This is a genomic window from Segatella asaccharophila, from assembly GCF_054687055.1.
This window is the reverse complement of record NZ_BAACAN010000011.1, coordinates 14,942-39,778: the sequence shown is the minus strand read 5'-3', so window position 1 is coordinate 39,778 and position 24,837 is coordinate 14,942. Positions and strand designations below refer to the sequence as shown.

General features: G+C 46.1%; 19 protein-coding genes. 6 read left to right on the top strand and 13 right to left on the bottom strand.

The features are described from left to right. Positions 1-8: 8 nt before the first annotated feature. The 3 genes from udk to ACYRYG_RS08305 are packed head-to-tail and all read right to left on the bottom strand — an operon-like array spanning position 9 to position 2,384. Positions 9-650, bottom strand: a complete 642-nt coding sequence (udk, locus tag ACYRYG_RS08315; RefSeq protein WP_293423435.1) for a uridine kinase — start codon at positions 648-650, stop codon at positions 9-11. 23 nt (positions 651-673) lie between these two features. Then, complete coding sequence (locus ACYRYG_RS08310; protein ID WP_293423437.1) at positions 674-1,297, bottom strand: uracil-DNA glycosylase family protein; 624 nt, start codon at positions 1,295-1,297, stop codon at positions 674-676. Between the two features lie 40 nt (positions 1,298-1,337). Continuing rightward, positions 1,338-2,384, bottom strand: a complete 1,047-nt coding sequence (locus ACYRYG_RS08305; RefSeq protein WP_298671651.1) for an endonuclease/exonuclease/phosphatase family protein — start codon at positions 2,382-2,384, stop codon at positions 1,338-1,340. Between the two features lie 283 nt (positions 2,385-2,667). Here ACYRYG_RS08305 and ACYRYG_RS08300 point away from each other — a divergent pair, with 283 nt between their 5' ends. The 5 genes from ACYRYG_RS08300 (at position 2,668) to ACYRYG_RS08280 (ending at position 8,870) form a co-directional block, all read left to right on the top strand. After that, positions 2,668-5,238 carry a TonB-dependent receptor gene (locus tag ACYRYG_RS08300; RefSeq protein ID WP_293423441.1) on the top strand — a complete coding sequence of 857 codons (2,571 nt, stop codon included), beginning with the start codon at positions 2,668-2,670 and terminating at the stop codon, positions 5,236-5,238. An 11-nt stretch (positions 5,239-5,249) separates the two neighbouring features. Next, positions 5,250-6,128, top strand: coding sequence for a DUF5689 domain-containing protein (locus ACYRYG_RS08295; protein ID WP_293423443.1), 879 nt, complete (start codon positions 5,250-5,252; stop codon positions 6,126-6,128). A 39-nt stretch (positions 6,129-6,167) separates the two neighbouring features. After that, positions 6,168-7,487: a hypothetical protein gene (locus tag ACYRYG_RS08290; RefSeq protein ID WP_460197978.1), complete on the top strand. Its 1,320-nt coding sequence runs from the start codon at positions 6,168-6,170 to the stop codon at positions 7,485-7,487. 99 nt (positions 7,488-7,586) lie between these two features. Beyond that, positions 7,587-7,838 (top strand): type B 50S ribosomal protein L31, encoded by a 252-nt coding sequence (locus tag ACYRYG_RS08285; protein ID WP_293425733.1) that lies wholly within the window; start codon positions 7,587-7,589, stop codon positions 7,836-7,838. A 111-nt stretch (positions 7,839-7,949) separates the two neighbouring features. Then, positions 7,950-8,870, top strand: a complete 921-nt coding sequence (locus tag ACYRYG_RS08280) for a DNA/RNA non-specific endonuclease (RefSeq protein ID WP_298674144.1) — start codon at positions 7,950-7,952, stop codon at positions 8,868-8,870. 85 nt (positions 8,871-8,955) lie between these two features. On the opposite strand, the gene ACYRYG_RS08275 is transcribed toward ACYRYG_RS08280, so the two are convergent. Then, positions 8,956-9,675, bottom strand: a complete 720-nt coding sequence (locus ACYRYG_RS08275; RefSeq protein WP_460197977.1) for a hypothetical protein — start codon at positions 9,673-9,675, stop codon at positions 8,956-8,958. A 360-nt stretch (positions 9,676-10,035) separates the two neighbouring features. Here ACYRYG_RS08275 and ACYRYG_RS08270 point away from each other — a divergent pair, with 360 nt between their 5' ends. Next, positions 10,036-10,590, top strand: a complete 555-nt coding sequence (locus tag ACYRYG_RS08270) for a glutathione peroxidase (RefSeq protein ID WP_293430181.1) — start codon at positions 10,036-10,038, stop codon at positions 10,588-10,590. Positions 10,591-10,792: 202 nt separating this feature from the next. Here the strand turns inward: ACYRYG_RS08270 and ACYRYG_RS08265 are convergent, their stop codons facing one another. From ACYRYG_RS08265 to ACYRYG_RS08225, 9 genes are all read right to left on the bottom strand, one after another. Continuing rightward, the gene (locus ACYRYG_RS08265) at positions 10,793-11,119 is read right to left on the bottom strand and encodes a heavy-metal-associated domain-containing protein (RefSeq protein ID WP_460197976.1); all 327 of its coding nucleotides are present in this window, start codon (positions 11,117-11,119) and stop codon (positions 10,793-10,795) included. Between the two features lie 103 nt (positions 11,120-11,222). After that, positions 11,223-12,488: an efflux RND transporter periplasmic adaptor subunit gene (locus ACYRYG_RS08260; RefSeq protein WP_460197975.1), complete on the bottom strand. Its 1,266-nt coding sequence runs from the start codon at positions 12,486-12,488 to the stop codon at positions 11,223-11,225. After that, a complete protein-coding gene (locus tag ACYRYG_RS08255) occupies positions 12,485-13,816 on the bottom strand; it encodes a TolC family protein (RefSeq protein ID WP_460197974.1) in 1,332 nt (443 codons plus the stop codon). The genes ACYRYG_RS08260 and ACYRYG_RS08255 overlap by 4 nt, the downstream gene beginning before the upstream one ends. Further along, positions 13,813-17,493 carry an efflux RND transporter permease subunit gene (locus ACYRYG_RS08250; protein ID WP_460197973.1) on the bottom strand — a complete coding sequence of 1,227 codons (3,681 nt, stop codon included), beginning with the start codon at positions 17,491-17,493 and terminating at the stop codon, positions 13,813-13,815. The genes ACYRYG_RS08255 and ACYRYG_RS08250 overlap by 4 nt, the downstream gene beginning before the upstream one ends. Before the next feature lie 235 nt (positions 17,494-17,728). Further along, positions 17,729-18,118, bottom strand: a complete 390-nt coding sequence (locus tag ACYRYG_RS08245; protein ID WP_293427931.1) for a hypothetical protein — start codon at positions 18,116-18,118, stop codon at positions 17,729-17,731. Between the two features lie 120 nt (positions 18,119-18,238). Then, positions 18,239-21,709, bottom strand: a complete 3,471-nt coding sequence (gene mfd / locus ACYRYG_RS08240) for a transcription-repair coupling factor (RefSeq protein WP_293423465.1) — start codon at positions 21,707-21,709, stop codon at positions 18,239-18,241. Then, positions 21,706-22,455, bottom strand: a complete 750-nt coding sequence (locus ACYRYG_RS08235; RefSeq protein ID WP_293419208.1) for a polyprenol monophosphomannose synthase — start codon at positions 22,453-22,455, stop codon at positions 21,706-21,708. Before ACYRYG_RS08235 ends, mfd begins: the two co-directional genes overlap by 4 nt. A 109-nt stretch (positions 22,456-22,564) precedes the next feature. Next, the gene (locus ACYRYG_RS08230) at positions 22,565-23,323 is read right to left on the bottom strand and encodes a lysophospholipid acyltransferase family protein (protein ID WP_293419223.1); all 759 of its coding nucleotides are present in this window, start codon (positions 23,321-23,323) and stop codon (positions 22,565-22,567) included. 192 nt (positions 23,324-23,515) lie between these two features. After that, positions 23,516-24,703, bottom strand: a complete 1,188-nt coding sequence (locus tag ACYRYG_RS08225) for a metallophosphoesterase (RefSeq protein ID WP_293430156.1) — start codon at positions 24,701-24,703, stop codon at positions 23,516-23,518. Between the last annotated feature and the right edge of the window lie 134 nt (positions 24,704-24,837).

The window sequence follows — 24,837 nt, the reverse complement described above, 5'->3', positions numbered from 1 at the left end:
AAAGACAGTTATTTCGAATTCACCTTATCCTCCAGGATCAGCCCTTCAATATATTTGCAAAGGATGCCGATCCCTTTAACATTCTCGCCCCCCTCGGGGATGATCAAGTCCGCATAACGCTTCGTAGGTTCAATAAACTGTTCATGCATCGGCTTCAAGACCTTCAGATAGCGATCGACGACCATTGACACCGTGCGTCCCCTGTCGATCGTATCCCGCTGAATATTCCGGATGAGCCGTTCATCCGAATCACAGTCCACGTAGATCTTGAGATCCATCATATCCCGGAGTTTTTTATTCAGCAAAGCCATAATTCCCTCGATGATGATCACCCTTTTCGGTTCTACATGGACCGTTTCCGGAAGTCGGTTGCATTTCAGATAAGAATAAGTAGGCTGCTCTATGGCACGGCCATGACGCAGCTCACCGATCTGCCTGATCAGCAGTTTCCAGTCAAAGGCATCCGGATGATCAAAGTTGATGGCATGGCGCTCATCATCCGTCATCCCCGTTGTACTGTTGTAATAAGAGTCCTGTGGAACCACCGCCACATAGTTGGGAGGCAAGGCCTCAACGATCTTTTTCACTACAGTTGTCTTTCCGCTGCCTGTTCCACCGGCAATACCTATTACTGTTATCTTATTTGGCATTCTCTATCGCGTTAATATCGTAACTAAAGTAATTCATCAAACATTTTCTTATAGTAAGCAGCTTTTTTTCCGACAGCCATCGGGTAAGCACGGCTGCTGCTCGGCATCCGGTAAAGCCGGAGAGCCCTTCCCTCGAAGGAAAATTCCACATAACTCCCCATCTTCAAGCCTTTGGCCCTGATCCCATAATGATCCGTAAACACTTTCGTAGCCAGTTGCCCGGCCGTGAGCACTCCCCTGCATTGCGGCAGAGAACGGAGCAGGCCATCCAGATCCGTCGGTTCCACGATTTCAAGATCCTTGTCAGACGCCGTTCCCTTCATCCGGCGTATCCGCAAAGCCGTATCAAAGATAGCAATATGATGCTGTTCCAGGAATTTTTGGATCGCAGGAAGGTCAAAGCGCTTCTCACCAGGAACGACGAAATGTTCCTTGTCCCCGAAAAAAAGGATACCGAAGATACGCCACATATCATTCTGGAAATTCGGATAATACCAGGGCATACACCAGCGCCTGGGTGCAGGAGGAAACGTCCCGAGCATCAGCAGACGTGCACCCTCCGGTAACCAGGGTTTAAAAGGATGAGACTCGATGACCGGTCCCTTACCCCTCTCCTCATGATTACCCTCTTCATCTACAGCATTCATTTATTACCTCTTATAAATAGGATTGTACATAAGGTCCTCACTATTTTCTCTCCTTCAGGAAATAAGCCACCACGGGGAAATGGTCACTGTAACCATCCAACCACACGCCACCAGCCATTGTACGTTTCGGAGTACCCTTATAAGGTCCCGACTGCTGGACGAGGTAATCCCGTATGACGATCTCATTTTTCCAGAACTTCAAAGAAGAATAATCATGCACGCCTTTCTTGTTGATCAAGTTCGGAGTCATCACGATCTGGTCGAAAAGATCCCATGATCCCCGGTAACTCAGCGTACCCTTTCCGTCCTTTGCCAGGATATTATACCAAGGGTTATACATGTCATCAGGTCCCACCTGATCTATCTCCCCCTTAGCACTCAGGTACTTATGCATACTGGCATTTGTAGGATCATCATTCATATCCCCCATCACGATCACCTTGCAGTGGGGATCATCTCTCAACAGAGAATCCTTGATCACCTTCACCTGTCGTCCAGCACTTTCACGATAAAAACTCCCGGAAAAGCGACTCGGCCAATGGCAGACGATCACCGAGACATGCTCCCCCGCCAGTTCCCCGCTGACGGTCAGGAAGCCTCGCGTCTTGAAAGCACTGTCCTTAGCTAACTCCTGATGATAAGGGATCAATTTCACATTCCTGATTGTATAAAGTGCCGGATTATAAAGCAATGCACAGTCAATCCCCCGGCGATCAGGCCCTTCAATATGTATATACCGGTATCCCCTGTCCTTCAAAGGAGGCTGGGCTATCAAATCGTTCATCACATGGTCATTTTCCACTTCAGCCATCCCGATCATTGTACATCCCACTTTAGGAAGCACATCCGTACCAATGTCTGCCAGCGCACGAGCCATATTGTGAATTTTATGCGTATACCGGAGTTTGTCCCAGTGAGCACTGCCATTAGGCAGATATTCATAGTCATTTTTACCCGCATCATGACAAGTATCAAAAAGGTTCTCCTGATTGTAAAACCCTACCGCATAACACGTGTATTTCTTCTGAGCAGAAACCGTCAGACTGATCAACAGCAAGGCTGCAAGAAACAACAATTGTTTTTTCATATTCTTCTCAATTATATTTTTCAAATGATAAATATTTCATCTCAAATCAATATCGTAAGACAATTGTCATCATTTCCCCCTACTTTAATCAATAAAACTTCATTTAACAACAATCACCTTTTTTAACCCTAAAAAACATTTCATCTCCTTTTCAGTATTGCAAATATCGTAATTTCTTCCGAATTACGAGCATATTTCATGAAAAATTAATCAAAAAAACTTTTTAATTTAAAATTTATTTTGTTACTTTGCGATAAGATATAATTTTTATTAAACTACATTCATGCACAATCAGGTAAAAATTGCGGTACTCGCACTCTCATTCTACAGTCCGCTGCTTTTGGCACAGAACACCAAAACGGATCAAAATGCAGCCACGTCGATGGATGAGAATGCTTTCACCTTTACTGAGGCACAGTTAGGAGAAGATGACGACATGTCGCAAAATGTCACGATTCTGAATTCCAACAACAACGAGTATGCTTCAGAGGCAGGTTATCTATTTTCGCCGGTACGTTTCCGCTATCGTGCTTTTTCACAAAAGTATAACGATATTTACGTCAACGGCGCCCCGATGAACGATATGGAATCGGGACAGTTCCGATATTCCAATATCGGCGGGCTGAACCGTTTCACCCGTTCTTCCGATTTTGCCTTACCTTTCGAAAGCAACAACTTCTCGATGCCAGGAATGGCAGGAAGCAACAATTATGACTTCCGTGCAGGCAGCCAGGGAGCAGGCAACTATGCTTCCATAGGAATGGCAAATCGCAACTACACCCTACGTGGGATGTACACCTATTCGTCAGGATTCAATTCCAAGGGCTGGGCGCTTACAGCAGGATTGACCTACCGGTGGGCAAATCACGGTTATGTAGAAGGAACCTTTTACAATGCCCTCTCCTATTTCCTGGGGATAGAAAAGAAATGGAATTCAGGGAGCAGCCTTTCCTTCACTACATGGGGGAATCCCACGGAACGGTCCACACAGGGTGCCTCTACCGACGAAGCCTACTGGCTGTCCAACGACTACTATTATAATCCATACTGGGGCTATCAGAACGGTCATAAGCGCAATTCGCGCGTGGTCAATGATTACTCACCATCCGGAATCCTGACCTGGGACTGGAATATCAACCGGGACCTGAAGCTGACTACTTCCGTTTTCGGCAGATACGGGATCTATAAAAGTACCAAACTCGATTACAGTAACAGCGAGAATCCCCAGCCGGACTACTGGAAGAACCTGCCCAGCAGCTTCTATGATGTCTGGGATAACCAGGCTGATATTACCCAAAGCAATGATGAGACCTCCTATAAGGAGTGGCTGAATTCTTACCAGTACTGGAAAGCCAGCAAGGCCAACCGGCAGATCAACTGGGACCAGCTCTACTTCGCCAACCAGCAGGCTGCAGCGATAGGCAATGATGCCATCTATTATGTCCAGGCCAAGCATAACAATGCCCTCACACTGAGCGTGAACCCTACACTGACGGCAAAGCTCCACCAGGGCGGGACCATCCATACAGGACTTACGCTCGCTGAAAACAGCGGTCGTCACTACCTGACGATGGATGACCTGCTGGGAGCAAATGAGTTTCATAATATCAACACTTATGCTATAGGCACTTACCCGGCTACGGACCCGAGGGTCCAGTATGATCTCCGGACAGAAGGTGCTGATGGTAAGGGCAAGGTGATCAAAGAAGGCGACAAATTCGGTTACGACTATAATATCCTTGTAAAGAAAGGACTCCTCTGGGGGAACTATGGCAACAATATCGGCCGTTTCCACGTCATGCTTGCCGCTAAGATCGGCCAGACGCAGATGCGCCGCAAAGGCTTTATGCAGAACGGTATGTTCCCGGAGAACTCCTACGGCAAGAGCGGCCGTGCAACCTTCGGCGAAGGCGGTGCCAAGGGCAGTTTGACACTGGATGCAGGCCGAGGCCACGTCTTCAAGGTCGGTGCCGGCTATGAGTGGTGCCCGCCTACGGCCAATACCGCCTTTATCTCTCCGGAAATGAACAATGATTTTGTCCTGAACCTGCATGATGAGCATGTGTTCAGCAGTGAATTTGATTACCAGTACCAGAATGCCTGGATACACGCAAACGTGAATGCTTATTTCAGTTATCTGGATCATGTCACGGAATGGCAGAACTTCTATTTTGATGATGCCAACGCCTTCACCTATGTGAGCATGACCGGGATGAAGAAGAAATACTATGGAGTAGAGGCCGGTATGGACTTCAAACTCACCTCCTTCCTTGACTTGAAAACTTTAGGAACCTGGAGTGATGCACGCAATGTGAATAATGCCAGCGTCAACTATATGAATTCCAACTCAGCTACCGTCACCCATGACATCGTCATGAATAAGAACATGCGGGAAAGCGGCACACCACTGACAGCAGCCAGCGCAGGGATAAACTTCCACTCGAAAGGCTGGTATGTAGACCTGACAGCCAACTACTATGACCGCATCTACCTGAGTTATTCTCCCTGTTTCCGCTATCAGAAAACGCTAACCACAATGGGGAGTGTGGACAATCAGGGTAACCTGATCGTACCCAGTCAGGCAAAAGGCCATGGAGGCTGGATGGTTGACGGCAGCATCGGCAAAAGCGTATATCTGAAACACGGGCAGTTGAATTTCAACCTGATGGTTACGAATATCCTCAACAACCAGCATATTGTAAGTGGCGGTTATGAGCAAAGCAGAAGTGACTACACCGTCGACCAGAGTACAGGCACGCTAAGCAAACAACGTGTATACAAGTTCTCCAAAAACCCGAAGAAATACTACGTATATGGAGCAAATGGAATATTCCAGATTTCCTATAGATTCTAAAGTAAAACGTCATGAAAGTAATTAAAGCAATCAAATATTCTCTGTTCCTGTGCATCACAGGCCTTTTTGCTTCGTGTATGGGCTCTGACTATGCCGCGCCAAAACTGGATCCGAACAATCCGCCCTATGGCAACAACAGCATTCAGGAAACCCAAGTAATTACGATCCAGAAACTGAAGGAGAATTACAGTAATGTCATCAGTCAGAGTAACTATACCCAGATAAATGCAGATGTCCAAATCAAAGGTATCGTCACCGGCAATGATGAGCAGGGCAACATCTATCAGGAGATTGCCCTCCAGGATTCCACCGGCGCTCTGCTGGTCTGCATCAATGCCGGCGGCCTGCATGGTTACCTGCCTGTAGGACAGGAGATACTCATCAACCTTAATGGACTTTACATCGGTGGTTACGGCCAGCAGTGTGAAGTGGGCGGCGTCTATGTCAACACTTCCACCGGAGCAAAGTCCATCGGCCGCATGGACCGTTACACATGGGAGAATCATGTCAAGCTGCTAGGCACAGTAGATCCGTCAAAGGCCAAGGACCTGACAGAGGACTTCGATGCCAGCAAGGTGACCGACGCAGGGTATCTGAATGACAATTGTGGTAAGTTGATGACCATTCATAACGTGGCCCTTGCCGATGCAGACGGAAAAGCTGTCTATGCACCGAGTGACGGCAGCGTACAGCTCACCTCCAACTGTGCCAACCGGCCTTTCAGTGGGTTCAGCAGTCAGAATCTTGTCCTGCGGACAAGTACATACGCAGATTTTGCCACTGCCGTGATGCCGACAGGAAAAGTAGACATTACCGGTATCTTCACACGTTTCAAGAATACCTGGCAGATCCTGCTCCGTTCCACGGATGATATTACTCCCGCGAAATAACACCATTACAGAATACGAAAACTACAAATTAATATAAACATGAAAAAGTTAATCTATTCATTGTTTCTTCTGGCCATGACGGCCATGACTTTTACAGGTTGCGAGGATGTTCCGGCGCCATATACGATGCCCACTGATAGTGACAGCACCCACGAAACACCGATCAATCCAAGTGGAACCGGAACGCAGGATGACCCGTTCAATGTGGCTACCGCCTTGAACTACATCACCGCAGGGCAAGGTCTGGATCAGACCGTCTATGTCAAAGGTGTCATCACAGGTACACCAAGTATAGATACCTCCTATGGCAATGCCACCTATAACCTCTCAGATGATGGAAAGGGAAATGACAAACTGGTCGTCTACCGCGGCTATGCTCTTGGCAACAAGCACTTTGCCTCCGAAGATGAAATCAAAGAAGGTGACTCCGTAGTCGTTTGCGGAAAACTGGTGAATTACAATGGAACCCAAGAGTTTACTCAAGGGAACTACATTTACTCGCTCAACGGAAATACCGGCACCAGTTCGGACAAACCTTCTGGAGATGGAACAGAAAACTCACCTTATAACGTAGCTAAGACGAAGAGTATTTTTGATTCAGGAACCCTACCGACAAACAATGTGTATATTCAAGGAATAGTCGCCAAGACAGGAACAGTAGATTCCAAGTATGGGAGTATGACCTATTATATTTCCGATGACGGCGAGTCTGCCAATGACCTTGAAATCTATCACGGAATGTATCTGAAAGGAGATAAGTTTACTTCAAATGACCAACTCGCAGTAGGTGACACCGTAGTCATCTTAGGACAACTTTCTCTCTATACTGGTACCCAGGTGACTTCTCAGGAAATCAAGAAAAGTCAGATCATTTCCATTATCGTACATAAGAATTCCGGCGGAGAAACTGGCGGGAACACTATTACAGAGGCAGCCACAGACATGGGCTTTGCTGCAGGAAGTGTTACAACGACAACACTGACAGACGGTACAGCACTGACCTTTGATAAAGGTAGCGGGAAAACTGCTCCGGCTTATAATAATACGAATACAGGATATGAGTCCGTCAGGATGTACGCTAACAACACACTTGTCATTACTTGTCCCAATACCAAGAAAATCGTAAAGGTATCCATAACCACTACCGACGGTTATAATGGGACATTCTATAATGGTAATGATGAAGCCTATGCCATGAGCGGTGATACGAAAGTAGCCATCAACAACAAAGCAAGTAATACACAAGCAGTATTCGATGGCTTGAGTGCTTCCACAATTACCATCGTAAACGCCTTTACCGGAACAGGTGGTGGAGTCCAGCTCCGTATCAAGTCAATCACTATCACTTACGCAAAATAAAAAACTTCATTAAATATTTGGCAAAGAGCAAAATTATTAGTACCTTTGCTCCCTGTTAAATCGAGAAGAAATTATTGATAATTAAATATTTAGATTAAAATGAAAAAAGGTATTCATCCAAAAGACTATCGCCCCGTCGTATTCAAGGATATGTCTAACGGCGATATGTTCCTTTCACGTTCTACATGCAAGACGACAGAAACAGTAGAATTTGAAGGAGAGACTTACCCAGTGGTTAAGATTGAAATTTCAAGCAGTTCTCACCCATTCTTTACAGGTAAGAGCAAACTGGTCGACAGTGCCGGTCGTGTAGACCGCTTCATGAGCCGTTACGGTAAGTTGAAGAAGTAATCTATATATTCAATCCTATACACAGGACTTATAAGTGTGGTCTGACGTAGTTGCATATACGTCAGTCCGCACTTTTTCTTTTTCTGTCCCTTCCTACTTAATTTTTTTAATATGAATCTATTTAAAAACAATACTCTCCCACTCCTTTTTGCAGCCCTTACCCTTGCAGCCTGCAGCAGTAGCAATGAGGATAACAGCAATCAGAGTGGTTCAGACAATACGAACAAGAATGTCGCCAGTTCCGTCATGGCTTCAGAGGTTACACGCCTTGAATTTCCACATGTCTCTTCGGCAAGTAACGATACGATCGTTGTCCACTATGCTCCTGAACCAGGAAGTGATAAAAAAGATGTCAACTACTCACTGGCCTGGGACAAAGTAAAAAAAGCTAATCTTTTTACTTGCTACGAGATGTATGCCCGAAACCGTCAGATTAATACCCCGCGATATAAACCAGTAAACCGGGAAGACCAGTATCCACAGGATCCGGACCTTTTGCCGAAATACCGCAGGGCTTCAGATCCCTACTATAATTCAGACTATGACCATGGACATCTCTGCCCTTCCGAAGACCGACGCTATTCGTTTACGGCGAATTATCAGACCTTTTTTCTGTCTAACATGTCTGCACAAGTGCATGGCTTCAATGCAGGTATCTGGGAAGTGATGGAAAACCAGCTCCGGGACTGGATCTCAGCCAACTCACCCGTAACGGATACCCTGTATGTCTGCAAAGGAGGCACGATCAGCGACGGAAACTACATCTTAGGAAAGAATAATCTCATTGTACCCAAACATTTCTTCAGTGCAGTTCTGATGAAGAATAAAGAGGGTTATAAAGCCATCGGTTTTTGGTTTGAGAATGCTAATAATACGACGACAAGCCAGGACCTGAGGCCTTATATTGTGAACATTGAGACCTTGCAAAAGGATACCGGTCTTGATTTCTTTTGTAACCTCCCCGATAAAACCGAAAAAGAAGTTGAAGACCTGGACGTATCAAAAGTGAAGAGAGCCTGGGGATTCAATTAGGCACAGACAGACCGGTATAGAACTAAAAGAAGCCGCATGAACAACTGTTCACACGGCTTCTTTTTATTATTCATGATCCGAAAGCCTATCTCTTCATCAGTTTAAGCGGTGCCGTCAATTTCGGCTTAATCAAATTCTTTGAACCGAAGAAGCGATTCTGATTAGCCGCAGCACGAGTGACATCAGCAGTATTCACAGTAACCCGGTCTAACTGGATGTAGGCCATATCATTAGAATTTGAGCCGATCATATAACCATCAAAATAATCGCCCTCCGCCAGACTGAAACCTCTCTGGCTGGACTGTGCATCCATGACGAACGTAGATCCACTATCATACCGGATATAGATATCACCGTTCTTCTCATCAATATACCATTTAAAATGCAAGGTATACCATTTAAAATGCAAGGTCTGAGACTGGTCACCATCATTATCCACCTCAATACCTGTACCGTTTACAGAACTCTGGTCATACTGGGTGAAAGTCATGTCGCAGTTGAACTTACTGGTTTGTTGCGTCTTGGAATCCACGTATTGCATGGTCCCCCTCCACTCTCCGTTCAACGCCAGAGCTTCGGCTAAAATGCGGTCCTGGGAATTATTGTCGTCACGGCCATTGTTATAATAGTCATTCCAGTTATATCCGCCATCGTCATAACCATACCACCAAGGATCATTCCAGCTGAAACCATCATCCCAGGGATTATAATAATAGTCCCCGTCATCGGAATCATCACAACTTGTAAATAAGAATGGCATTGCTGCTACAGCTAATACCATCAAAGTCACTGTCCACTTTTTCATTCTATTTTGTTTTTTATAGTTTCTTGACCTTTCTGCAAACAAAGATACATGAAAACGAGCAAACCAGACAACTAATAATCCTATTTTGCAGGGGGATTTCCCTATAAAATGAACATAATTAACATTTAAAAGTCCCCCTTCTGGTTTCAAATACAAGTCAAAGATCCGCCATAAAGAAGAGACTGGATAAAATTAAAGAAGGAAAGGAGCAAAGACCAGTAATTAAAATAACTCTAAAAAATGAAATATTTTTCAAAATTTGATTTGTTTTCACAAGATAATTAATTATCTTTGCGTTACAGTAAAGAACAAATAAGAATCAATTCTTAAACAATTTTATCAATTAGATAAACTAAGAAAATGAAAACAATTTACGAATTCACTGTCAAGGACAGAAAAGGAAATCCAGTATCCTTGAAGGAGTATGCAAACGAAGTACTCCTGATTGTCAACACTGCAACAAAATGTGGCTTTACTCCAACCTATGCAGACTTGGAGAAACTGTATGAGAAGTATCATTCTCAAGGTTTTGAGATTCTTGACTTCCCTTGTAACCAGTTTGCTCAACAGGCTCCCGGTACAGATGAGAGCATTCATCAGTTCTGCAAACTTAACTATGGAACAAAATTTCCCCAATTCAAGAAGATAAAGGTTAACGGAGATGATGCCGAGCCACTTTACAAATTTCTTAAGGAGAAAAAAGGCTTTGCAGGCTGGGATGAGACTCATCCTATCTATCCTGTTCTGGACAAGATGCTTTCAAAGGAAGATCCTGATTATAAAAGCAAGCCCGATATCAAGTGGAATTTCACTAAATTCTTGATCAACAAGAAAGGGCATGTAGTCACCCGTTTCGAACCTACAGAGAAAATAGAGCATGTCGCAGCAGAAATCGAGAAACTGCTGAAAGAATAATACGGAAAGATATAATTTTCTATATATATACCTTATGAGTCCGGTCCTTTGCTAAAGGATCGGACTTATTCATTCATCACCTATCCTGCTTTTTTTATTACCTTCTACCTTCTTTTCCTACCAAAATAAAACTGGTCCTTGACTTGGTATAAAAACCAAATCAAAGGACCAGTTTACTTCTCAGACATTCCTGTCGGTCACATCACCTACGATATCTGCAGCATCCAGGCAATTTCTGATAGGCTGCAGATGTAGCTTTCACCGAACCCGCATCATGCCCGGCCCCGGCAATAGCTGCTTCAACTTTCCGAGGTGTAGTCAACTTATTATCATAAGTCAGGACCATTTGCTTGCTCTTCACATTCCATGAAGCCGTTTTCACCCCTGGCACAGACCTGGCAGCCTTTTCGATCCTTGCCTTACATAAATCACAAACACCACCTACCTTAAAAGTAGTTTTAACCACCTTTGCAGATGCCACGCCACTCAACAAGAGTGCAGACATCATTAAAACCATCATCTTTTTCATTTCAGTTTGTTTTAAAAAGTTTTATTTATCGATATTTATCCCGGACCCCGATTACTCTCAGTCCGTGATTTCCATACTGCCTTTCCAGACGACTATCCATCTGTCAATGATTCATCATCGAAGGTTTTCCAGCTAACTGAGCACTCGCATCCACAGCAAAAGTACCATTTACGACAATCTCCTCACCTCTCAATAATCCCCCAAGGATCACAAAACCATCAGGAAGAGAAGGTCCGAGGATAACCTGACGCATCGCAAAAGCAGTCATTCCCTTCATCGGTTCCTTGACATAGACAACAGAACGTTTACCTGTCCACAGGACTGCCGACTTAGGAATTACAATATCATTCCTGTAATGACCAGGAGAAACCTTCACATTACCCGATACCAGCATTTCCGGTTTGAAAATTTCTCCCCGGTTTATAAGAATGACCCTCACCCCAGCCGTCCGGGTCTTATCATCAATGACCGGATCAACGAATGATATTTTTCCGGTAAACACCTTTCCGGGAACAGCCTCAACCGTAAAATGAATAATCTCTCCTACATGAATGAAAGGCAAATCATCTTCGTATGCCTGGAACACGGCCCATACTGTCGACAGGTTGGCTATCTGCAACAGGACGGCACCCTGATTGACATAATCACCTTGGTTGACACTCTTGGCGATAACCGTACCAGACGTATTCGCTTTCAGTTCTGCAAAAGGAGAAGGTTTCCGGCTTCTCAAAACTCGTCTGATCTGTGTATTCGTCACATTCAGCAACCGGAGTTTCTCCACAGCAGCCTCTACCAATACCTTCCGCTGCTGAATATCACCAAATTGCAGCGCCTCAACCAATTCCTGCTCAGCAGTATACAACTCCGGAGAATAGATAATGGCTATAGTCTGTCCTCTTGAGACCCGGTCACCGACGGCATTCACAAACAACCGTTCAATACGACCTGCGACGTATGCTGTCTGGGACTGCTGTGTCCGCTGGTCCGAGGTGATCTTACCAAAGAGACGGATTTGCCTGTTGACAGCCCCTCCACCCACGACAGTCGTCTCCACATCAGCAAGAGCCATGGCTTCACTGCTCATCTGAACCGCATCCGGGTCCATGCTCATCCCCGATGAGTGGCCCGTCTTCAGCGGAATCAGATCCATTCCGCAGATCGGGCATTTCCCAGGATGGTTCAGTCTGATCTGAGGGTGCATGGAACACGTCCATATCTGAGTCTGATGATTCTGATGCTCCGTAGCAGGCCTCTTCTCCATAGAAGAAGAATGGAAGAACAACCAGCCCAAGAACAATCCTGCCAATAAGATCAGGACATATTGGATCCATTTATTGGACTTCCATATCATTATGATTTTCTGTTTCATAGTTTTTCCTTATTTATACTGAAATCATTTACGGCAGCCAAGTTTTCCATCTCCGCTGCAGCCGTGTCATAGGCGGCAACCGCATCATATCGCTTCAACTTGAAATCAATCAACATCCGTTGAGTCTGCAGGATATCCGTGATGGAAGAAGTTCCATTGACATACTCCGCACTCATCAAAGTGATTGTATGGTCAAGGATCCGGCTTTCCTTATCACAAAGTTCTATTCTTCGTCTTGCCTCTTCGCTTTCACGGATAATTCCGTCATAGCGGCTCCGGATCCGGTCAACCTGATTCGTATAACTTTCATCCGTATTCGCTTTCATCAAAGCAGCAGCACGCTCCTGAGCCTTAACCTTCTTACGATAGATAGGCAGAGAGACTTTCAGCATCACCATAGGCATGTCCATACCATTCATGTGTCCCATACTGCCGCTGCCAGTCATATCGCCTGTCGTATTATCTATATTCCGTTTCTCATTGAACATCCAGCCCACTCCGACGCCAAACATCGGCAATCCCATTTTCCGGGCCTTCTCAGCCTGAGCCAGATAAGACTTCCCCTGAGCCTTCAACAAGACAAGTTGCGGATTCCTCGATTCAATATCCTCTACCTTCACAAGAGGCATCAGAGACTCAAAAAGCGTATCCGGAAGGGCTACGGAAAGCAACTCATTGCGATGAAGCAGGATATTAAATTGTTTCATCCCGGTTACCAGTTGAGACTTAACATCCTCTTCCTGCTCCTGAAGTTTTTCTATTTCAACCTGGATACGAAGTTGGTCACTCATCTTCGCCTTACCTCCACTGCCCTTTCCCATCCCATACATGACATCAGGCGTTTTATACTTAAATAAAGCTACCTTCTTGATGTTCTCCAGCAGACGGATATTCTCCTGAACCGTCAGGATCTGTTCTTGGAGTGACAGCATCCTATACCACAATTTCTGAACAACCAAAGTCTGAGCCAGACCCACTTCCCTATATTGCTGGTAAGCAGCCTCAGCCGTCCAGGACTTTTCCTGTCGGGCAGCCTTAAGCGTTCCAAACCACGGAAACATCTGCATGATATTGATGTCAGCTATCGTCTTGCCATTTACATGGGTCATCGGTTTAGGATAGATATCAGCCGAAATCTGCGGATCATCCAGCGTCCCGGCCGGAATGACACGCTGCAAGGCAGCCTCATAACTACGATAAGCCGCACGTGCCGCCGGACTATTATGAACAGCCATCACCATATAATTCTGCAAGCTGTCCGTTTGAGTAAAGGCTCTTGTACTGAACGCCAATGCGGCAACTGCTACCATCAAACCTATCTTTTTCATACTTTTAAATCCTTTTTCTCACGTTTCAATTTATTCTTCAGCACATTCTCACGCCAGGCACATTGCAAGACCGGAACCACAAACATGGTCATCGTCTGTATCAACATGCCGCCAAAAGTAGGAATAGCCATAGGAACCATGATATCAGAACCTTTTCCGGTAGAAGACAACACCGGCAACAAAGCTATCAGCGTCGCTGCCGTAGTCATCGATGCAGGCCGTACACGTTTCAGTCCGGCACGCACCACAGCTTCCACGATACCTTCTTTCGTATCCGGCCGGTCATGAAGAAAGACCTGATGGATATAAGTCCCCATCAAGACCCCATCGTCTGTTGCTATTCCAAACAAGGCGATAAACCCTACCCATACAGCTACACTCAGGTTGATCGTATGCATTCCAAAAAGTGTCCTCATATTCATCCCCGCTATACTGAAGTTCATAAACCACGGTTGCCCGTAAAGCCAGATCAGGATAAATCCGCCAGCAAAGGCAACAAATACACCGGAGAAATGGATCAGGGAAGCCGTAACTGACTTAAACTGGAAATAAAGGATCATCAGAATACATAACAGAGCAACAGGAATAATCAGGGCCAGCCGTTTCGTGGCATGAGCTTCCTGCTCATAACTGCCCGTAAACTGATAATAAACACCCTTAGGCAGGACAATCCTTCCAGATTTCACCTGACTGTCAAGATAACGTTTAGCCTGATTCACCACACTCACCTCAGCAGTATTCCCCACTTTATCAAAGGTAACATAACCGACAGGAAAAGCATTTTCACTCTTGATCATCGTCGCGCCATTGGTAAAATGCAGGGAGGCCACCTCGCTCAGTGGAATCTGGCTCCCGTCGGAAGCAGGGATCAGGATATGCCCCATTGCATCAGGATCATTACGCAACTCACGTGCATAGCGTACACGGATCGGAAAACGGTTACGTCCGTCAACAGCCACGCTTTCCTCCATTCCTCCGATAGCTGTCGAGATGATATTCTGCAAATCATTCACCTGTATGCCATAACGTGCCATTTTCTCCCGGTCAAGTTGAATCTCAATATAGGGTGCACCTTCAGAACGGTCATAATAAACCGATGATTTCTCTACCATGGGAACCTGTTTCAAAGCTTTTTCCAACTGCAAGCCTGCTGTTTCTATAGCGTTCAAGTCAGGGCCGAAGACCTTCAGACCCATAGGAGAGCGAAGTCCTGTAGAAAGCATCACCTCACGCGTGGCTATCGGTTGCAGTTTAGGTGATCCGGTCAGTCCGGGGAGCGCCGCTGCCTCCGAAATCTTAGTCCAGATATCATCCTTTGTCCGGATCTCAGGACGCCACTGGCGGTAATACTGACCATGAGAACTGGGGATCAAACTATCGTCCGGTACAACTCGGAAACCTTCCGAAGGATTATACAAGCCACCTCCTGCAAGCAGGAAACGTCCCTTATGATCAGTCTTGAAACGGGCACGCTTACCATCCGCACCGATTTTATACTCCGGATAATAGTTGACCGTCACCTCATACATGGAAGTCGGAGCCGGGTCAAGTGCAGAATTGACACGTCCCCATTTCCCGACGGAAGATTCCACCTCAGGTATCATCTTGACACGCCGGTCTAAAAGTTTTACATAATTGATATTTGCCTCCACACCGGAATTGGACATACTCGAAGGCATCAGCATATAAGAACCTTCATCCAGACTCGGCATAAACTCCTTGCCGGTATGTGACCAGATCAACAGTCCCAGAACAAGTGTCACACAAGGAACCAGCATAAACTGCCAACGATGGGTCAGACACCAACGGAGAATCCGTTCATAATAGATCACCAACAGCCACAATGCTGCCAGAATAACAGTCACAATACCTGCCACGAACAACGTATTCAGGAAGATTCCTTGACCGGGCCCTAAAGGCAGCCAGGTTGAAGCAAGCACATACACCGCCATCAGGACCACGAAGCCTATAGCCAATCTATGCAGGTGTTTACGATAACAAGAGTCTTTCTTAGCAGCTATCCACCGGTGCAAAGGTTCTATCCGGTTGATAACCGGAGACAGCCATCTGACAACAGGCAGATGCAACGAGAAAATCCAATAAGCCAATGTCGGTAATAATATGAGCCCTAAGACCAGTGCCGAGGCCAAGGCAAATGTCTTCGTATACGCTAAGGGGTGGAACATCTTACCTTCCTGCGCCTGCATGGCAAATACCGGCAGGAAACTTACGATAGTCGTAATCATGGCCGTTACTATAGCTGAAGAAACTTCCGTCACGGAACGGTAGATTACATCTTCAAGTTCCTGTCCCCTGACATGCCCGTCCTCATCATGTAACTCATGCAAGTGACGTAACGTATTTTCCATAAAGACGACACTAACATCCACCATCACGCCAATGGCTATGGCTATGCCGGACAGAGCGACGACATTCGCCTCTATGCCCGTCAACTTCATGACAATAAACGTAAGTAATACCGAAAGGGGCAACAGACTGGCCACGACTACCGAAGTACGCAAATTGAAGACCAGTATGAGCACGACAATGATACAGATCAGCACCTCATGGTTCAGAGCACTGTCCAGGGTTCCAATCGTTTCCTTGATGAGTTGCGTACGGTCATAAAAAGGAACGACAGTCACTTTGGAAACCGATCCGTCACGCAATGTCTTTTGAGGCAGACTGTTTCCGATCTGTTTGATTTTATCCTTGACCTGTTTGATCACATCCATGGGGTTAGAGCCATATCGTGCCACGACGACACCACCAACAGCCTCCTGCCCTTCCTTGTCCAGTCCTCCTCGACGTTCAGCCGGGCCAAAACTGACATGAGCCACATCCTTAACCCGTACAGGTTGACCGTCACGAGATGTAATCGCCGCATTTTCCAGATCATTCAGATTCTTCACATAGCCCAGTCCACGGATCTGGTACTCCACCTTATTGATCTCAAGCGTACCTGCGCCCACATCAATATTGGAATTTTTCACAGCTTTCATCACCTGATCCAGATTGATTCCGAAAGACCTCATGGCATCCGGATCAAGATCTACCTGATACTCCTTGACATAACCTCCGATAGAAGCAACCTCAGAAACCCCGTCAGCAGAATTCAGTGCATATTTCACCTGATAGTCCTGAATGGTACGGAGTTCTTCGGGGCTCCAGCCTCCGGCAGGTTGTCCCGTCTTCGGATTACGTCCCTCCAATGTATACCAGAACACCTGTCCTAATGCCGTGGCATCAGGTCCAAGACTCGGTTTGACCCCATCAGGAAGCAAACCGGAAGGCAAAGAATTCAATTTTTCCAGAATCCGTGAACGACTCCAGTAGAAATCTACATTATCTTTGAAGATAATATATACGAAAGACATACCGAACATAGAGGTAGACCGAATCGACTTTACCCCAGGTATACCCAATAAAGAAGTTGTCAGCGGATAAGTAATCTGTTGCTCCACATCTTTAGGAGAGCGTCCCATCCATTCTGTTGCCACTATCTGTTGATTATCCCCAATATCAGGGATTGCATCTACAGAAACCGGATCCCTGGGGATGATACCCGTATGCCAGTCAAACGGTGCCGTGGCGGCTCCGCCGATAATGACTACTATCAAAACCAGAGCTGATATAATCCGGTTATGCAGAAAGTACTTTATAATTTTATTAAGCATTCCGACAGCATATAATTTATGTTTATAATTTCCGATTTTACCTGAATATAGTTAAAAGGAAACTACAGATAGATAAAATCGATTGAACGGCCTTCTGATTTCTACAGACAGTATAAATATAACTCTACAGACGGTCACGCAAAAAGATGACAGTTCCAAGACTCATACAGATATACGACTGCATAGAACTTCTGCCAACACGCAGAATCTCCATTCAGAAAGCAAATAAAATAAATTATACGATTGCCGGAGGAGCACGTAATCCTTCTCCTAATGGTATCTTCAAAGAATGATAAGGAGACTGGTAAAGTCCGAACTCCTCCTCATTACTTCCCAAAACCATACATAAAGGATCTGGAAGAACTCCGGAAAATCCATGGAACCAGTCATCTGAAATCAGTACAGGCTGGACCGCAATCTGAGTTCCCTGTACAAAAGAAGATACGTGATAAGCATAATGAACAAAACGACAATGAGAACAATGAGAACTCATATCCATTCCCATGGTCTTTGCCATATCGTCACCATTCTGATTCTGATATTTGAAACCATCCATAACAAAGCCTATCAACTCCCCATCACAATAATGGAGAGTCTGGTCAACTCCGACGGTACCAACCATCATAAGAGTGATTAAAAGACACGTAATGAATCGTTTCATCAATCGCAAAAATAGATATTCTTCATGAGATAAACAAATTTTTCTATCATTTTCTCCGAAAAATACCACGAATAGGGTATAGACTTATTTACTGATTTCTTCAAGTAAATGACAAGCATCCTCTACGGACGGGACATCTTTGACCGTCATCAGCCGGTGCCCGTTATGCTCATAAAGTCTGGTACGGCGCACCGACTTGGCTGCAAAACTGATGACCTTCGCAAAGGTCTGGCTCTGATAGAACGGGCTCTTGTCATTACTGACAAACTGGAGTTGCATATTCCCCTGTTTGAGAATGATCTTCTCACATCCCAGGCGTTTTCCTGATCTGCGGAGCTGGACCACCCGCATGAGTTCCTCCCCTTCACGGGGTACAGGGCCAAAGCGGTCAATGAGCCGTTTCCGGTAATCCTCCAGAGCCTGATCATCCTCTATCTGGTCAAGTTCACGATAGAGCAGCATCCTTTCACTACTTCCAGGCACATAATTATCCGGGAAATACATCTCCAGATCACTTTCCACGGCACAATCATCCACGAAGTCATCACCCGTCACGACCTGTCCCTGTTGCATCTCTTCAGAATAAAGATCCTGAAACTCCTCATTCTTCAGTTCGGTGACAGCCTGAGAGAGAATCTTCTGATAAGTTTCATACCCGAGATCTTCCATAAACCCACTTTGCTCAGCACCCAGCAGATTACCGGCTCCACGAATATCAAGATCCTGCATAGCCAGATTAAATCCACTTCCAAGCTCTGAGAAGTTTTCCAGAGCTTCCAGCCTTCGCCGTGCCTCAGTAGTCAGACTACTCTTTGGAGGAGCCAGCAGATAGCAGAATGCCTTCTTGTTGGAACGTCCCACCCGTCCCCTCATCTGGTGCAAGTCAGCAAGCCCGAAACGATGCGCATCATTGATGATAATGGTATTGGCATTAGGAATATCAATACCATTCTCTACAATGGTCGTAGACAGAAGCACATCATAGTCATCATTATAAAATCCCATCAAGACCTTTTCCAATTCTTCCGGAGGCATCTGACCGTGCCCGATAGCGACACGGCAGTCAGGCACATACTTATGGATCATGTCAGCCAGTTCCGGAAGGTTTGAGATCCGGTTATTGACGAAGAACACCTGTCCATTACGGCTCATCTCAAAATTAATGGCATCAGCAATGACCTCATGACCGAAGGCATCCACTTCAGTATGGATCGGATAGCGATTAGGAGGCGGAGTGCGGATGATGCTCATATCCCTTGCTCCCATAAGGGAAAACTGCAAGGTTCTGGGGATAGGCGTAGCAGACATCGTGAGCGTATCGACATTAACTTTCAACTTCCGGAGTTTTTCCTTTGTAGACACCCCGAACTTCTGTTCCTCATCAATGACCAAGAGGCCAAGATCATGCCATCTCACCGACTTCCCCAGCAATTTCTGAGTGCCGATCAGAATATCTATTCTTCCAGCTGCAAGATCAGCCAGCACACTCTTTGTCTGTTTTCCCGTACGTGCACGGGAAAGATAATCCACACGCACCGGCATATCTTTCAGGCGCTGGGTAAACGTCTGGAAATGCTGGTAAGCCAGTATCGTGGTCGGAACCAGGACAGCCACCTGTTTCGAGTCACAGGCAGCCTTAAAGGAAGCCCGGACAGCCACTTCCGTCTTTCCAAATCCCACATCACCACAGACCAGACGATCCATAGGGCGGGGAGATTCCATATCCTTCTTCACCTCCTGAGTAGCCTTATACTGATCAGGTGTGTCTTCATACATGAAACTCGCTTCCAGTTCGTGCTGCATATAGTTATCCGGACTGAAAGCAAATCCCTTCTCCCTGCGTCGCTCAGCATAAAGCCGGATCAGATCACGGGCAATATCTTTGATCTTCTTCTTGGCCTTTTCCTTCAGCCTGTTCCAGGCCCCCGTACCCAGGGTAGACAACTGTGGCGGCTGGTCCGTATCATTGCTACGGTATTTGGAAATCTTATATAAGCTGTGGATGGAGACATCCACCTTATCATTATTGCGATAGATGATCCTGATCATCTCCTGGTAGCCCGCTCTGCCATCTTTTTCCGGATGACGGGGATCAGGAGGCAACGGCACCCTGACCAGTCCCCCGAATTTACCAATTCCAAAATCCACATGCACGATATAGTCACCGATGTCCATCTCCTGCAACTCTTTCATCGTCAGAGCCATCTTCCCCAGCCGAGCACTATCCGAACGAAGACTATACTTATGGAACCGGTCAAAGATCTGATGATCGGTGAAAACACATATTTTCAGGTCATTATCCACGAACCCTTCATGCACGGTATGATCAACAGGAGTAAACTGCACATGATATTGCTCCAGTTCCTCCCCTGCAAAAATCTCCTTCAGACGCTGATTCTGCTTCTGACTGTCCGCCAGGATATACAGTTGGTAACCTTTCAGGAGATAATCCTGCAGACTTTTAGACAGGAGCTGGAAATTCTTATGATAAAGCGGCTGGGACTCTATGTGAAAGGAGATGACAGTATTCTGATTATTTGCAGCAGGTCCAAACTCCACCTGCTGGAATTTTTGGGAATCAGAGACAAACTGTGAAGACATACAGAGAATATTCTCTTTCTTCATCTGCTGCATGATCTGCTTCTGTTCCCGTTCCGTAGCCCCCTCCATCCGCTCGGTCAAAGCCTGACTGGAAAATCCATCCCTATAAATCTGATCAATTGTATCCCGGATATAGGTAAAATCCTTGGACAAAAGCACGGAATTATCGGGCAAGAATTGCAGGAAAGGGATCTTCTCGCTCTCCAGCTGCGCCAGTTCCGGGACGATCTCAACCTCATCCTTTTTATCCTTGCTCAACTGGTCCTGCACTTCGAAAGTGCGGATCGTATCGATTTCATCCCCAAAGAAATCAACACGATAAGGGCTCTCACAACTGAAAGAATAGACGTCCAGGATGCTGCCGCGCAAAGCAAACTGCCCCGGTTCATAGACATAGTCCTGTTCCGTGAAACCTAATTCACGCAACCGTTTCAGCAGGTCAGACACCGGTGCGCTCTCCCCCACCTTCAACCGGATCACCTGACGATCCAGTTTAGAACGTGAGACCACCAGCTCAGCCAAAGCCATAGGATAGGTAACGATAAACGTCTCCTGCACCTTGTCCTCTTCAGCCCTGTCCTCCTGTCTAGCAGAGAAAGCAGCATCATTCCCCGTCAGCCGTGCCAGGACTTCAGTCCGTAATATTTCCTTGGCAGAGTCACGCTGGCCATATTTCACCGCGCGCTTATAACTGCTTGGAAAGAAAAGCACGCGGTCCTCACCCAGAACCTGAGTAAGATCATGATAAAAATATCCGGCTTCATCGTCATCATCAAGGATAAAGACAAGCGTACGGTGAAGACGGTTATAGACCGACGCAAAAAGCATCGGGGTGGCAGAAGCCATTAATCCCCTGAGAAAAATCGTTTTCCGCGACTTTCTCTCCAGTGATCCGACAAGAGCAGACGCCTGCGGCAATCTGCCATACAAAAGACTTAATTCCTCTATCGTCATGCCTGTTCAGGAAGTCTGGGGTATTTACGGAACCAACTGTCCAGACGGAGGCGTATCACGCCAAAGAAAGCTTCGCTGAAGATTCCCCCGCTCATCTTGCTCGTTCCCTCACGGCGGTTGACGAACACAACAGGTACTTCCTTTATTTTAAAACCAATTTTATATGCAGTATATTTCATTTCGATCTGAAAAGCATAACCCTTGAAATGAATCTGATCGAGTTGGATGGTCTCAAGCACCCTGCGCCGGTAACAAACAAATCCGGCAGTAGTATCATGAATTTTCATCCCGGTAATCAAGCGTACATAATCCGATGCGAAATAGCTCATCAGCACCCGTCCTATGGGCCAGTTGACGACATTGACTCCACTCACATAACGAGACCCTACAGCCACATCATAACCCTCATCATGAACGGCCGCATACAACCGCGGCAGATCAGCAGGATTATGACTGAAATCAGCATCCATCTCAAAGATGTAATCATACGACCGGGCCAGAGCCCATTTGAAACCCATGATATAAGCTGTACCCAATCCCTGTTTACCTTTTCGCTCAACGAGGAACAAGCTGCCGGCAAACTCTTTTGCCATCAGTCTGCGGACAATATCTCCCGTACCGTCAGGGCTGCCATCATCAATGATGAGAATATCAAAAGGTTTCTCCTGTCCCATGACCGCCCGGATAATCTTCTCTATGTTTTCCTTCTCGTTATAAGTAGGAATGATGACAATAGAATCACTCATACGCTTTATTTTTAGACTCCAACAAGGACACCCCCGGCAAGGAAGTTCTTCCATGACCGGATGCCCAATCCATTTGCAAATTTAGAAAATTTATTTGTAAATCTCTTTCTTATTGGTCTGTATTTTCTTCAAATCCCTGGTAATCGGGTTCCAAAGATGACATGATGGCTCCATAACTCTTCTCCATCAGATATTTTTCATTCTCGCGGCCATGTCCCAAAGGAGGGATAGGTTTGTGAATCGTCAGTTTCAGAGGATGCCAGTAGACCCACCAGAAATCCTTCATCCGTGGTTTTACCTCAAAACTGCCATTGATTGTCAAGGGGCATACCGGCAGCTGCAACTCATCGGCAAGCAGGAAAGGGCCACGCCGGAATACCCCCATGTGCCCGGTCCAGCTACGTGCTCCTTCAGGAAACACGACCAAGGACATCCCCTCTTTCAAAGTCTTCTGGGCCTCTTCAATGGTACGCCGGATGCCGGAAGGAGTACGCTTGTCGACAAAGATGTGATGACTGAACTTGCATGCAGCCCCCACAAAAGGAATACGTTCCAACTCCCTTTTCATCATCCATTTAAAATTCCTGTTAAGGAAGCCATAGATGAGAAAAATGTCAAATGTTCCCTGATGGTTGGCGACAAAGACATAACTCTGGTTCTTATCCAGATTCTCTCTTCCTTCTATTCTCACTGGAAGGAAAAGCATACGGATCGTCAACTTTGCCCAGATCTTACCAGAATAGTAACTCCAGAAATGTTCATTGCCAACCAGACAACCTATAATGGCCGTCAACGCACAGACAATCGTAAACGCTAGGAAAACCGGCAAGAAAATCACTAACTGGTACAGGCGGTAAAAAAAAGTCATTATCAATTTCATAGTTTGTTAAGACTAGTTATTTGGTTTCTATTATAATTTGACAAATTCCAGAAGAATTTCCGGCCATGACATGATCACAGTCTTTTTATAATGCAGAGATGATAAAATTTCCATTACCTATAGTTTTACGTTTTAATTTTTTCCTGTCCTATCCAGTCAGCCCCAGCCCACGAAAAGGCGTCACCTTCCCGCAGGTCCCCTATGCAAGGTGAAGACCACTATATCCGGTGTTGCGCCGAAACGGAAAGGGATGAGACCGCCCAATCCTGCAGAGACATATAAATACCGGCCCTCTTTTTCATACAGCCCATAGTCTTCGCGATAAACCAAGCGCGAAGGACGCAGTCCGAATATATTAATCTGCCCCGCATGAGTATGCCCGCATAAGGTAAGCTGAGCATGAGAGCAAGGGAGGATACTGTCATCCCACGCCGTGGGATCATGCTGGAGCATGATGAGGAAAGCATGCGATCCCACGCCCTCGAGAGTTTTCGGCAGGTCCGACTTCTTCGGAAATCTTCTCGATCCCTCATTCTCTTCGCCGCCTATGACAATAGAATCCTTGCCGCGACGGATCACTGCATGCTGATTCATCAACAGTCTCCAGCCTAACTGGCGTTCCAGATGCTGTAACTCTTTTTCGTTCTCCTTCTTTTTCCCCGGAGAGACACCCAGATAGATGCTGTAATCATGATTACCCAGTATACTATATACCGGCGCACCGGATTTCCGAGTCAGCCGTGCAAGGACCGACCTGCAAGGATAAACCTCAGAAGCACGTGTATCCACCAGATCACCAGTGAAGCAAATCAGATCTGCTCTCTGGGCAATAATACTGTCTACATCCCGTGCCAGTGTCGAATCCATAAAATGGTTGAACGTGCCCACATGAGCATCACTGAACTGTACGATCTTATAGCCCTCAAAGCGGGAGGGCAGATCCCTGAAATAGAGATCCTGATGGGTCACCCGCAATTTCCTCGGGCCGATGGTCATTCCATAGACAAACACCAGTATGGTCAGCCCCGCCAGGATAGCCCCTACACGGTTGCCCTGATTGACCTGAGTATGCCTAAGACGGCACCAGCCTGCACCCACCCATGAACAAAGTGCGAAAACCACCTTCGGGTTGACAAAAATCCCGACAAGGAAGAGATACACTTCTATCCACGCATAATGATCAGGAATAAAACTCTTGACACTGGCCAGTCCTATTGTATAGGCAATCATTCCGATAGAGACGAAGCCCCATAACAAAGCTGCCCACCACCGTAACGGTCTGGTACGATGGTGGAAAAAATGAACGTAGATATACAGATCTGGCAATGTTATCAGCAGGATGATCCATACAAATATTCTTGCTATCACGCGCTTTTTCCCTATTTTAGAGTTTTATCCCGTCTTTCCGCCCTTCTCTTGTCACTTGTTTGCAGGCTGATCAACGGGTAACTGTTCTCCCACTTCTTTAACTTCCGGAAACAATACTCCTTCCCAGAAACGCT